The organism is Corynebacterium simulans, assembly GCF_001586215.1.
Lineage (GTDB): Bacteria > Actinomycetota > Actinomycetes > Mycobacteriales > Mycobacteriaceae > Corynebacterium > Corynebacterium simulans.
The window spans coordinates 2,427,874-2,440,348 of sequence record NZ_CP014634.1 but is presented as its reverse complement, the minus strand read 5'-3'; the positions used below and the strand labels follow the sequence as shown (position 1 = coordinate 2,440,348).

General features: G+C 59.7%; 12 protein-coding genes. 4 read left to right on the top strand and 8 right to left on the bottom strand.

Annotated elements, in window-relative coordinates; genetic code table 11:
• Positions 1-8: 8 nt before the first annotated feature.
• The 5 genes from WM42_RS11405 to WM42_RS11385 are packed head-to-tail and all read right to left on the bottom strand — an operon-like array spanning position 9 to position 3,985.
• The gene (locus WM42_RS11405) at positions 9-287 is read right to left on the bottom strand and encodes an acylphosphatase (RefSeq protein ID WP_061923298.1); all 279 of its coding nucleotides are present in this window, start codon (positions 285-287) and stop codon (positions 9-11) included.
• On the bottom strand, positions 288-1,805 hold the full coding sequence (locus WM42_RS11400; RefSeq protein ID WP_062038363.1) for an alanine/glycine:cation symporter family protein: 1,518 nt from the start codon (positions 1,803-1,805) through the stop codon (positions 288-290).
• Positions 1,806-1,842: 37 nt separating this feature from the next.
• The gene (gene mutM / locus WM42_RS11395; protein ID WP_062038360.1) at positions 1,843-2,664 is read right to left on the bottom strand and encodes a bifunctional DNA-formamidopyrimidine glycosylase/DNA-(apurinic or apyrimidinic site) lyase; all 822 of its coding nucleotides are present in this window, start codon (positions 2,662-2,664) and stop codon (positions 1,843-1,845) included.
• Positions 2,664-3,434: a ribonuclease III gene (gene rnc, locus WM42_RS11390; protein WP_062038357.1), complete on the bottom strand. Its 771-nt coding sequence runs from the start codon at positions 3,432-3,434 to the stop codon at positions 2,664-2,666. The genes mutM and rnc overlap by 1 nt, the downstream gene beginning before the upstream one ends.
• Positions 3,431-3,985 carry a YceD family protein gene (locus tag WM42_RS11385; protein ID WP_235591055.1) on the bottom strand — a complete coding sequence of 185 codons (555 nt, stop codon included), beginning with the start codon at positions 3,983-3,985 and terminating at the stop codon, positions 3,431-3,433. The genes rnc and WM42_RS11385 overlap by 4 nt, the downstream gene beginning before the upstream one ends.
• A gap of 174 nt (positions 3,986-4,159) precedes the next feature.
• On the opposite strand from WM42_RS11385, the gene WM42_RS11380 reads away from it, so the two are divergent.
• Entirely contained in the window at positions 4,160-4,774 is a 615-nt protein-coding gene (locus WM42_RS11380) for a hypothetical protein (protein WP_062038354.1), read from the top strand.
• A 50-nt stretch (positions 4,775-4,824) separates the two neighbouring features.
• Here the strand turns inward: WM42_RS11380 and WM42_RS11375 are convergent, their stop codons facing one another.
• A complete protein-coding gene (locus WM42_RS11375; protein ID WP_141740978.1) occupies positions 4,825-5,592 on the bottom strand; it encodes a DivIVA domain-containing protein in 768 nt (255 codons plus the stop codon).
• A 93-nt stretch (positions 5,593-5,685) separates the two neighbouring features.
• Complete coding sequence (gdhA, locus tag WM42_RS11370; protein ID WP_062038352.1) at positions 5,686-7,026, bottom strand: NADP-specific glutamate dehydrogenase; 1,341 nt, start codon at positions 7,024-7,026, stop codon at positions 5,686-5,688.
• 138 nt (positions 7,027-7,164) lie between these two features.
• Here gdhA and WM42_RS11365 point away from each other — a divergent pair, with 138 nt between their 5' ends.
• Positions 7,165-8,286 (top strand): glycerate kinase, encoded by a 1,122-nt coding sequence (locus tag WM42_RS11365; protein WP_062038349.1) that lies wholly within the window; start codon positions 7,165-7,167, stop codon positions 8,284-8,286.
• Here WM42_RS11365 and WM42_RS11360 read toward each other — a convergent pair.
• Positions 8,252-8,650: a hypothetical protein gene (locus tag WM42_RS11360; RefSeq protein WP_062038345.1), complete on the bottom strand. Its 399-nt coding sequence runs from the start codon at positions 8,648-8,650 to the stop codon at positions 8,252-8,254. The two genes, WM42_RS11365 and WM42_RS11360, sit on opposite strands and share 35 nt — an antisense overlap.
• A 36-nt stretch (positions 8,651-8,686) precedes the next feature.
• On the opposite strand from WM42_RS11360, the gene WM42_RS11355 reads away from it, so the two are divergent.
• Entirely contained in the window at positions 8,687-9,889 is a 1,203-nt protein-coding gene (locus WM42_RS11355; RefSeq protein ID WP_062038342.1) for an amidohydrolase, read from the top strand.
• A gap of 77 nt (positions 9,890-9,966) precedes the next feature.
• Positions 9,967-12,354, top strand: coding sequence for a glycogen/starch/alpha-glucan phosphorylase (locus tag WM42_RS11350; RefSeq protein WP_062038339.1), 2,388 nt, complete (start codon positions 9,967-9,969; stop codon positions 12,352-12,354).
• The last annotated feature ends 121 nt before the right edge of the window (positions 12,355-12,475 follow it).

Here is a 12,475-nt window from a genome sequence, read left to right as displayed (position 1 = left end):
CCTAGGCGCTAGCGTTCGATAAAGCCGCTCTCACCGCGTGGGTCTGACCACTGCTCCACCACGGTAGTTACGGTTCCGGGGCGCTTGGTGGTGGAAGGCTGCTCGCGCAATAACTCGAGCAGGCGCTCGCAGTCCTCGCGCGGGCCTTCGGCAACAACCTGCACGCGCCCGCCCTTTAAGTTTGTGGCGTGGCCCGCAAGACCCAATTCAAGGGCCCGAGAGCGCGTCCACCAGCGGAAGCCAACGCCTTGGACCGTACCGTGCACGAAAGCGGTCAGGCGTTGCATTTAGTACTCCCGTAGGTTGGTGCGATCCGACAGATCGTACTTGTGCTGCAAGTGCTTGCGGTCCTCCGGGCTGCGGCGGGTAACCGGGTCAGAGCCGTCCCAGCACTCGACGTTTTTCAGTTCCGGCATCATGTCGCGATGGAAAATCGGGTCCACGCCGTCACGACGCTGCTCGTTGAAGTTCTTCAGCAGCTTGATGGCCACGCCGGACAGAGGAACGATGGCAAGAATATTCAGGAAGACCATCGTTGCCGCGCCGGTATCTGCCAGGGCGAAGACCAAAGGCAAAGAGCCCACGGCGCCAAACCATACGAAGAAGAGCACCACGAGGCGGAAGAGGATCAGCAGGCTCTTTTTGCGGGTTAAGTACTCCACGTTGGCCTCTGCCAAGTAGTAGTTGCCCAGAATCGAAGAAAATGCCAGGAAGAACAGGATGAAGCTGACGAAATGGATGCCCCAATCGCCCACCTCAGAAGCCAGTGCAGCCTGCGTCAGGGAAACACCCTCGGCTTCCGCGCCGTAGTTGACGGTAGGCCCCAGCAGGATGATGAAGGCGGTGATAGAACAGACAACTAGCGTGTCGAAATAAACGCCCAAGGTCTGCACCAGCCCCTGTTTGACTGGGTGCGACACAGCGGCGGTAGCTGCGGCGTTCGGCGCGGAGCCCTCGCCGGCCTCATTGGAAAACAGGCCGCGCTGGATTCCCTTCATCATGGCAGCGCCTAGACCGGCGCCGGCGATTTCCTTGAAGCCCAGGGCGTGGCCGATGATGTCACCGATCATGCCCGGGACCTTGTCAAAGTTGGCCACGACAACGAAGCCGCCGATGAGCAGGTAGGCAATCGCCATAAACGGAACGATGACCTGGGTGATATTCGCGATACGCTGCACACCACCGAAGATGATGAGAGCGGAGATAGCAGCGATGATGCCGCCGATGATAAAGCGGAAGGTGAAGTCGTCACGGCCGAAGGAGAACGCGATGGAATCGGCAATGGCGTTGGTCTGGAATGCGTTGTAGACAAAACCGAAGGTAAAGGCGATGGCCACAGAGAAGATAACGGCAAGCGGGCCCCAGCCTAGGCCACGCTTCATGTAATAAGCCGGGCCGCCGCGGTAAGCAGTGCCTTCACGGACCTTCCACACCTGAGCCAGGGTGGACTCGATAAACGCCGTCGCACCGCCCAGGATGGCAATCAGCCACATCCAGAACACGGCACCAGGTCCGCCCACGGAAATAGCCACAGCCACGCCCGCGACGTTGCCGGTGCCCACGCGCGAGGCCGCCGAAATGGTAAAAGCCTTGAAAGCGGAGATTCCGCCGTAGTCCTCGTCTTCGTCGCGGCCGACGCCCTTCGGGCGTTCCACCACAGCCTTGAACATTTGCGGGACCATGCGCACCTGTACGAGCGCAGTCCTAAAGCCGAAAAATAGTCCCGCAGCAATCAAGATCCACGGGATCAGATAAGTCCATACCGAATCGTTGAACGTTGTCACAGCGTTCTCAATAAATTCCATGTGGAATATTAAACGCTATATATCCCCTATCGATCCATTAATAGGTTTGGCAGCGGGGGCAATAGTGGGTAGATCTGCCGCCCACAACCACCCTTTTTAGCGGCGTCGCACACCTATCGCACGGCTCATCGCCGCGGCCGTAGGCATGCAAAGAGCGGTCGAAATAACCCGACTCACCATTGACATTGACATAAAGCGCATCGAAGCTAGTGCCGCCGACTTTAAGGGCAGCGCGCATGACGGTCGCGGCGGCGTCGACAAGCACAACTGCGTCGCGTTGGCGCAGCGTGGAGGCCTTCTTTTGGGGCTGTATGTGGGCTAGCCAGAGCGCCTCGTCGGCATAAATATTACCGATTCCCGAGACCACAGTCTGATCCAGCAACGCCGTCTTCACCGCCGTTTTCTTCCCCCGCAGCCGCCGCGCAGTGGCAACAAGGTCAAAGTCCGACTCCAGCGGGTCCCGCGCGATGTGCGCAATCTTCGTCCATGGGGCCAGCAACCAATATCCAAAGGTGCGCTGGTCCACGAAGTTCAGCTGGACGCCGCCGCTTAACGACGCCGCGATGCGTACATGTTTCGAGTCCGTCTCCCCCACCCGCATTTGGCCGGACATGCCGAGATGTACGAAAAGCACATCGCGGCCGGGATCCGTGAGGTCCTCATCGGCGAATTCCAGCCACATGAACTTGCCGCGCCGTGCCACACTCGCGATTTCGCGGTCGGCTAGGAGCTGGCCCAAGGGGCCATCCTGGCCGCGGTTGGCCCGCGGGTGCAAGACTTTCACGGACTCGAAGCGGCGGCCAGGAAGATAGGCCTCCAGCCCGCGGCGGACGGACTCGACTTCTGGAAGTTCAGGCATTAATTCTCGCGGTTAGCGGTGCCCTGGACCAAAAGCGGAGTTTCGCGCAGAGTATCGCACGCCTCTTGCGCCGCCTGCTGCTCGGCCAGCTTCTTGTTGTGGCCAACGCCGTTGCCCACGGTCAGGCCCGCGACGGTAGCCACCGCGGTGAAGGTCTGGTCGTGCTCTGGGCCGGTAGAGGTAGCGGTATAGACCGGCATCGGGGCCTTCAGCTCGGCGCACAGCTCCTGCAGGTTGGTCTTCCAGTCCATGTGGCGGCCGGAGACGACAGCGTTGTCGATCTTCTTTTGGAACAGGCGCAAAATAACATCGCGCGCGACCTCAAAGCCGTGCTGGCGATAAATCGCGCCGAAGATGGCCTCGGTGGTATCCGCCAGAATCGAATCTTTGTCGCGGCCGCCGGTGGACTGCTCGCCCTTGCCCAGCAGGATATGTTGGCCCAGTTCAATCTCGCGAGCGATATCGGAAAGCCCGTATCGCGAGACGATGGAAGCGCGCATCTTCGAAATATCCGATTCCGGACGCGAAGGGTACTGCTCGTAGAGCTTCGAAGCCACGGAAAGGCCAAGGACAGCGTCGCCTAGAAACTCGAGGCGTTCATTGTTGGGCAGGTACCCGTTTTCGTTGGCAAAAGAGCGGTGGGTCAGCGCCAGACACAAGTTTTCATCGGCCAGGTTGATGCCCAATGCCTGCAGCAACGGGCCATGATCGACGGCGCTATAGGCCTGCTGGAGGGCTTCCTCGCCGGTCAGCTTCTTCTTCTTGCTCACAGGAACTTCTCCAGTCCAGACCAACGGATATCGACTTTGTCTTCCTCTTCCCCAGAGACTCCGGTGGAAACACCCTCCGGCATCTCTATGTCGCAGCCTTCCTCGCACACCGGCGCGAAAGGCAAGCTCAGGCCAGCTTCATCGATGACAGTCTGCAGTAAATCGATTTCGTCGTCTACGACCTCAGGAACTTCATCGCCAGAGCCTGCATCCTCATCATCGAGTTCGTCGCCGCTGATGAAAGACTCGTCTGCAGCAAAAACCTGCGAGACCTGCAGATCCAGCTGCGGCTGCAGCGGGCGCAAACAACGAGCGCATTCGCCGGTGAGAGTGCCGGTAACCGTGGCGTCGACAAGCACGCCCGATCCCAGCGGTGTCAAGGTAGCGTCGACCGTAATCTCGTCGCCTTTTGCAACGGCGATCATCTCGACACCGATACGTTCGGGCGCAGGGCCCTTCTGCACGCGCTGCTCCGGCATTGCGGCAGCACCCTGGCCACGCAAGAGCTCGGCCACGTTAAATTTCAGCGGTGATTCCAATACATCTGCCATAACGTCTCTTAGCCTACATTGTGCGGCGCCATCCTTTTAGCAGAGCTTTGCCCACGCTTGCCGACGCCGCCTTTTGCCCGCTATCTGGGTGTTGCCTGAACTGCACCGCACAAGGTCTTATGCACTAAAGGCAGGTGGTTTCCCAATGGTTTAGCGGGTCTTAGGCTGGGGACTATGAATTACGGCACCACTGCACCAAACAGCGAATTAGCCCAGCTTGGATGGGCGTTTTCTCTGCTTTGCGTGCTGCCGGTGGTAGCGCTTGGCGCAATCGCATATCTGCAATACCGCCGCAGCCGCCTGCGGCCGGGGATGGCACTGCGTTCCCTGGCCTATCGCGGTGTGGGTTTGGGACTTGTGCTGGGTGCTTTCGTGGCGCTTCCGCTGCCCTTCGACATCACGATGATTGTCGCCTCCGCGCTCCTGGGCCTTGGCACCGCGTGGCTGGCCTGGAATGCACGCGAAGGGCTATCGGGCGTTCTCATGTCCGTTGCCACGGCGCTCGGCGGTATTTTGAGCGTTGTCGCAGGGCAATATTTGGTGGAGGCGCTATTTTCTGTGCGTCTCATCGCGGGTACGCCAATGGAAACGTTTGCATTGATGTGGGGCGTGTTCGGTTTTCCTGCTGCGGTATCGGCGGCGATCGCCGTTGCTACAAAGACGATGGCCCCAGCTGATGAACAGACGGTGTACGACAAACCGTCTGGCCACCAGCAAGGGCCATCGTCTCCGCGCCGCAGCCGAGATATGCAAACCCTATGCAAACAGAGTGTGCATTCGCCGCGCTAGCGCCCGGGCGCCGGAAGCTCTCGGCGCTTGACGCATCCGCGCTATAGGTCTTAGCGTTCGTAGCGCTCGGAGCTTTCGGCGCGGTACTCGCCGCGCTCGCCCCGGTCGGCACGGTACTCGCCGCGCTCGCTGCGCACATCTGCGCGCGGATCGCTTATGCGGGAACGCACGCCCGCGCCGCGGCGCAGCGCTTGACGGTCAGAGTTCACGGTACGCAGCAGGCCGGAAAGAGAGCTTTCAAACTCGCCGAGCTTAGAATCAACAAACTCATCACACTCGGTGCGCAAACGATTCGACTCGGTGTGGGCGGTCTCCACAATGCGCTGCGCCTCATCGTTCGAGCGGCGGACCACCTCGGACTCAGAGACCAAGCGCTCCTGCTCCGCCTGGCCTGCGGCGACGCTGCGCTCGTATTCCTGATTGCCCTGCGCGATGGTGCGGTCCGCATCGGCACGCGCGCTTTCGATCATGGCGCTGGCATCGTCTTCCGCCTGGGCGACCATGGCGGTCGAGCGCTGCTGGGCGTCGGAAAGCATGGCGTCAGAGTCTTCCTGCGCACGCGCCATAATCTCGTCAGACTGCGCGTTTGCATCCGCGACAATCTGCGCAGCGCGTTCCTCCGCGCCAGCCAAGATTTCGTCCTGCTTATCTAGGACATCCTGCGCATCGTCCATTTCGACGGGCAGGGCGTTACGGAGGTCGTCGAGAAGCGCGAGCATCTCGTGGCGCGGGACCATGCAGTTGGCCGTCATGGGAACGGAGTAGGCCTGCTCCAGGTTGCGAACAAGTTCATCTAGGGACTCAAATACGCGGTACATGCGCTCAGAGTAACCAAAGAAACTTTTTTCACACGTTTCCCACGCGGCACTTGCAATAAAAATCTAAAGTTCGACTTCAGGCTTTCAGCAGCGCTAAACGACGCCCTGCGCCAACATCGCATCAGCCACCTTCTTAAAGCCCGCGATATTCGCGCCCGCGACATAATCGCCCTCCATGTCATACTCCCGCGCGGTGCGGTCGATGTTTTTGAAGATATTCGACATGATTTCGTGCAATCGTTTATCGGTGTAGTCAAAAGACCACGAATCGCGCGACGCATTTTGCTGCATCTCCAGCGCAGAGGTGGCCACGCCGCCTGCATTCGCGGCTTTGCCCGGCGCGAATTTGACCTGCGAGCCTACGAAGAAGTGTGCCGCTTCTGCGGTACACGGCATGTTCGCGCCTTCGGCGACATAGCGCACGCCATTTTCTGCCAGCAGCCGCGCGGCGTCGACGTCGAGCTCGTTTTGGGTAGCGCACGGCAACGCAACGTCGGCAGGCGTGGCCCAGATATTGCCGCCCTCGTAATATTTCACTCCCGCTTCCTGGGCATAAACGCTAATGCGCTCGCGGCGCGCCTCCTTGACATCCTTCAGCAGCTCGATGTCAACGCCGTTTGGGGTTTCGACATAGCCCGCGGAGTCGGACATCGCCACGACGGTGCCACCCAACTGTTGGACCTTCTCGACCGCGTAAATCGCCACGTTGCCGGAACCAGAGACAATGACCTTCGCGCCGTTAAAGGACTCGCCGTGGGTCTTCATCATCTCTGCGGTGAGATAGACCAAGCCGTAGCCGGTGGCCTCGGTGCGCACCAGGGAGCCTCCCCAGGACAGCCCCTTGCCCGTCAGCACGCCGGATTCGTGGCGGTTTTCCAGCCTGCGGAACTGACCGAACAGGTAACCAATCTCGCGTCCGCCAACACCGATATCGCCTGCCGGAACGTCCTGATATTCACCGATGTAGCGGTGCAATTCCGTCATAAAGGACTGACAAAAGCGCATGATTTCCGCATCCGACTTGCCCTTCGGGTCGAAATCAGAACCGCCCTTACCGCCACCGATGGGCAGGCCGGTCAGCGAGTTTTTAAAAATCTGCTCGAAGCCCAAGAACTTGATGATGCCCAGGTTCACCGAAGGATGGAAACGCAGCCCGCCTTTGTACGGGCCCAGTGCGGAATTGAATTGCACGCGGAAACCGCGGTTGACGCAAACGTTTCCGCGATCATCGGTCCAGGGAACGCGGAAGATGAGCTGGCGCTCGGGTTCGCATAGGCGCTCGACCAGGCCGTAGTCGGCGTAGTGCGGATCCTTGTTCAGGACAATCTTCAGCGAATCCAGCACCTCGGAGAGGGCTTGGTGAAACTCGGGCTCGCCGGCGTTTCGCTTTAAAAGCATGTCGTAGTAGCTGGAAATTTGCTTTTCGATGTGCATCTGGTGCGCCTTTCGCCGGCGAGGGTGCCGAATCGGTGGTTTACAGGACACCAAACACTTTTCTATCGTTTGACCAAAAGCGCAAGTACCCGCGAGGTGAAACCGCCCACGAATTAGTGGCCACCTATACTTTTCGGCATGCATATCATCGTCGCACCGGACTCTTTCAAAGGGACAGCAAGCGCAATGCAGGCCGCGGCAGCCATCGCTGGCGGTCTGCGCGAGGCCCTTCCCGACGCCACCATCACCACCTACCCTATGGCGGACGGCGGCGAAGGCACCTCCGAAATCCTCGCCACCGCCGCCAGCCTTTCCGGCGTCGAGGTGCAAACGATTACACTGCCCACCACCGACGCCCGCGGGCGACTGACCGAAGCCAGCTACTACCTAGCCGGCGAGCATGCGCTAATCGACGTCGCCTCCGCCACCGGGCTGCCCGCCGTCGCCAATGACCTCGACCCACTGCACTCGGATTCCTACGGCACCGGCGTGCTCATCGCGGACGCCGAAGCCCGCGGCGCTAAGCACATCGTTTTATGTCTTGGCGGCAGCGCGACCATCGATGGCGGAATGGGCATCCTCGCCGCACTTGGTGCTGCGGCACACGACGAGCGCGGCTACGCACTACCCAAGGGCGGTGCTCCCCTTGTTCGCCTCGACAACATCGACACCGCCCAACTCAACATCAAGGCCGGTGCCCTTGACTACACCCTGCTCGCCGATACCCGAGCCGTGCCTATCCAGGCCGCGACCATGTACGGCCCACAAAAAGGCGTCGAGGGAGAACACATCGCGCTGCTCGCGGGCGCTCTTCTTCGCCTCTGCGAAGTAACCGGCACCGACGAAAACGCCGAATCTTTTGGTGCCGCAGGCGGCATCCCCATCGCTTTGCACTGGCTTTCGCAAACGCTCTGGGGAAGCGAAGAACACTTCGAAGTAGTCCCCGGCGGCGCGTATGTGGCAGAAAAAATCGGCCTGTCGGCGAAACTCGCCGAGGCAGACCTCGTTGTCACCGGCGAGGGCCGCTTTGATGAGCAATCCCTTACCGGCAAAGTTGTCGGCACCGTCGCCGAGCTAGCCGGCGAAACGCCAGTCGGCGTCATCGCAGGCTCCATCGCATCGCCGCTTCCCCACGGCGCCGTAGGAGTCGAGCTCGACAATGCGCAAGGCGCCGCGAAAGGCGACGTCGTGGAGCAATTGCGTACCGCCGCCCACGCGCTGGCCGCTAAGGTTGCACCTGCACAGACCACGGAAAAATAGCAGGCCGCTCGTGCGCGACTTCATCTTCCAAAAGCACGTGGTCCTTCGGCAACACCGCGTGCGGGGTAAGAAGGCGCGCGAGCACCATCGTCAGCTGATTCACGGATCCCTTCACACCGTCGACCTCAATGTTGTAGCGATACACGTTGGCATCTTCTAGCTCGCGGTCGAAGTGCTCATCACGGTAGGTCTGGCGCAACTGCTCCTCCAAGCCGGCCGGCAAGGTGGGATTTTCCTCGCGAGTTACGCGGGCAGCGGCCAGCGTTTCATTTGCAACCAGCTTTTCGGTGGCGGTGCTAAAGACCTCCGTCACGCGCTCGGCCTGGGCATCCGGCACAAGAACATCAAACTGAATAATTGGCATGTAGGTAACCCTACCCTAACGAAAAGAAGATTAGCTATGGCAGATTCCACCAAAATCGCAAACCACTTGAAAGACTGCCGCGTAGACCTCAGCTGGCAGCGCGAATTCTACGAGGACCTTCACGCTCACCCTGAGCTCTCCCACGAAGAAGAGCGCACCGCCGGCCGAATCCTCGAGCGCCTGCGCGCTTTCGACTGCGAGATTGTCCAGCCCATCGGCGGCTTCGGAGCTGTGGCCATCTTCCGCAACGGCCCCGGGCCCACCGCTCTTTTCCGCGCTGACTTCGACGGGCTGCCCGTGCAAGAGGAAACGGCAGTTGCATACGCCTCCCGCAACGGCAACATGCATGCTTGCGGCCACGACATGCACACTACAGCGCTGCTGGGAGCCTGCGCGCTTCTCGACGCCCACCGCGACGCCTGGTCCGGCACCTTCCTCGCTCTTTTTCAGCCAGCAGAAGAATCTTCCATGGGAGCAAAATATATGCTGGCCGATTCCCTTACTACCCGCGTCCCCAAACCCGACATCTGCCTCGGCCAACACGTTATGCCCGGCAAAGCAGGCGATGTTCTGTCCCGCCCCGGAGCAATCATGGCCGGTTGCGACTCCCTGCGCATCACCATTCACGGATGCTCGGCACATGCCTCGATGCCGCACGCAGCCGTTGACCCGACCTATATCGCCGCCATGGTCATCACGCGTTTGCAAGCCATCGTTGGACGCGAGGTGGCACCGCATGACTTCTTTGTCATTTCTGTAGGGGAGCTGCATTCAGGCGATAAAAACAACATCATTCCTGAGACCGCCGAGCTGGTGTTGAATACCCGTTATTACAAACCGGACGTCGCCAAGCGTGTGTATGCCTCCCTCGAGCGAATGGTGCGCGCGGAATGCGAAGCCTCCGGCGCCCCAAAGCCGCCGGAATTCGAGTACTTTGCTCACGGCGAAGTCACCGACAACGATCCTGGCGCCCACGAAACCGTGCGCGCAGTCTTCGACGCCGCCTTCGGCGCAGCCTCGGGTACTGCCGAACCTTCGACGGCCTCCGAGGACTTTTGTTACCTGCCCCAAGCTTGGGGTGTGCCGTATTATTTCTGGTTTATTGGCTCGACGCCCGCGGAACTGGCAGATAACCCACCCGTCAACCACCAAGCGACATTCCTACCCGATTATGAACCCACCGTGGCGTCGAGTACCCAAGCCGCCACAGCAGCGGTGCTGGCCTACCTCGCAAATTAAGCAAGCGCTTGCGCTCAAGGCCGGATAAGCTGGCACACGGTATTTTCCATTCTCTTAAAGAACCCGATAGGAAATAAATGAGCCAGCCCAAGCACTCTGCTTTTCAGTCCACTGTCCCCGCACACGTGCGCTCCGCTGCCGGGGTTAGCCCTTCTGCTGCCAGCCAGCGCAAATTCTGGTCCGGCTTATCTTCTGCTGTCGTAGCCGAAATCGCTGACAATTGGGAAGCCACCCGCGCTGCCTACTCTGCGACCCGCCAGCAGCACTACTTTTCCGCTGAGTTCCTACAAGGCCGCGCGCTGCTTAATAACCTCACCAATCTGGACTTGGTCGACGAAGCCAAGGCCGCAGCGAAGGCAGCCGGCCGCGAGCTTTCCGACGTCCTCGAGGCCGAGCACGACGCCGCCCTCGGCAATGGTGGCCTAGGCCGACTCGCTGCTTGCTTCCTCGATTCGGCGGTCACGCAGGACTACCCAGTCACCGGCTACGGCCTGCTCTACCGCTACGGCTTGTTCCGCCAATCCTTTGAAAATGGGCACCAAAAGGAGCAGCCTGACGCATGGATGGAAAACGGTTACGAGTTTGTCATTCGCCGTGCTTCCGATCAGCGTCGTGTGCACTTCGATGACATGGACGTCCGTGCGATTCCCTATGACATGCCTATTACCGGCTACGGCACCGACAACGTCGGCACCCTGCGCCTGTGGAAGTCCGAACCCATCGACGAATTTGACTACGATGCGTTCAACTCACAGCGGTTTACCGACGCCATCGTCGAGCGCGAGCGCGTCATGGACATCTGCCGAGTGCTCTACCCCAACGACACGACCTACGAGGGCAAGGTGCTGCGCGTGCGCCAGCAGTACTTCTTCGTTTCTGCTTCGCTGCAGCAGATGATCGATAACTACATCGCCCACCACGGCGACGACCTGCGCGGATTCGCGAAGTACAACTGCATCCAGCTCAACGACACACACCCGGTGCTGGCGATTCCAGAGCTTTTGCGCCTGCTTCTCGACGACCACGGCTTGTCCTGGGACGATGCCTGGCAGGTTGTCACAGAGACTTTTGCTTATACCAACCACACCGTTCTCGCCGAGGCGCTGGAGAGCTGGGAAGTGTCTATCTTCCAGAAGCTGTTTTGGCGCATCTGGCAGTTGGTGGAAGAAATCGACCGTCGTTTCCGGCTGGATATGGAAGCTCGAGGCGTCGATTCCCAGCGCATCGAGTACATGGCGCCGGTGTCCAACGGGCAGGTGCACATGGCGTGGATTGCCTGCTACGCGGCGTTTTCTATCAACGGCGTCGCCGCCCTGCATACGGAAATCATCAAGGCCGACACGCTCTGCGAGTGGCATGAATTGTGGCCGGAGAAATTCAACAACAAGACCAACGGTGTCACGCCTCGCCGGTGGCTGAAGATGTGTAACCCGCGCCTGGCGAAGCTTCTGACCAAGCAGTCCGGTTCTGATGAGTGGGTCACCGACCTTAACTCACTTGCCTCGCTTACCCAGCTTTCTGAGAACAAGAAGGTTCTGCGCAAGCTCATGGAGGTAAAGCACAAAAACAAAGTCGACTTCGCAGAGTGGATCATGCAGCATCACGGCGCGGAAGTCGACCCGGATTCTATCTTCGACGTGCAGATCAAGCGCCTGCACGAGTACAAGCGTCAGCTGTTGAATGCGCTTTATATCCTGGACTTGTATTTCCGTATCAAGGAAGACGGCGAGTCCGTGCCGAAGCGTACCTTCATCTTTGGTGCGAAGGCCGCCCCGGGCTATGTCCGTGCTAAGGAGATCATCAAGCTCATCAACTCCATCGCTGAGCTGGTCAACAACGACGAGGACACCCGCGATGTCATTCGCGTTGTGTTCGTGGAAAATTACAACGTCTCCCCTGCCGAGCACATCATCCCGGCCGCCGACATCTCGGAGCAGATTTCGGTGGCGGGTAAGGAAGCATCCGGCACCTCGAACATGAAGTTCATGATGAATGGCGCGCTCACCTTGGGAACGATGGACGGGGCAAACGTTGAAATCGTGGAGGCAGTCGGCGAGGACAACGCGTATATCTTCGGCGCTTCCAACGAGGAGTTGCCAGCGCTACGAGAGTCTTATAATCCTGGCGAGCTCTACGAATCCGTTTCGGGTTTGAAGCGTGTTCTGGATGCCCTCAACAATGGCACTTTAGGCCACGAGAACTCCGGTGTGTTCGGCGACTTGCGCTCCTCGCTTCTCGACGGCCAGGGTATCCACGCCCAAGACACCTACTACGTCCTCGGTGACTTCGACTCTTACCGGAAGACCCGCGACCGCATGGCGCAAGACTACGTCGACGCCCCACTCGACTGGGCCAAGAAAGCCTGGCTGAATATCTGCTTGTCCGGCCGCTTCTCCTCTGATCGTACGATTGCCGATTACGCCGCCGAAGTCTGGAAGCTCAACCCCACCCCAATTAATAAGTAACCACGACCAGTAGGCGCTAGGCATTTCACCTAGCGCCTTTTTCGGCTTTCCCCGCCCTACGCGGCCCCGCCACTCAACCGCTGCCACTCAATCGCCGCCACTCAACCGCCGCTACTGACAC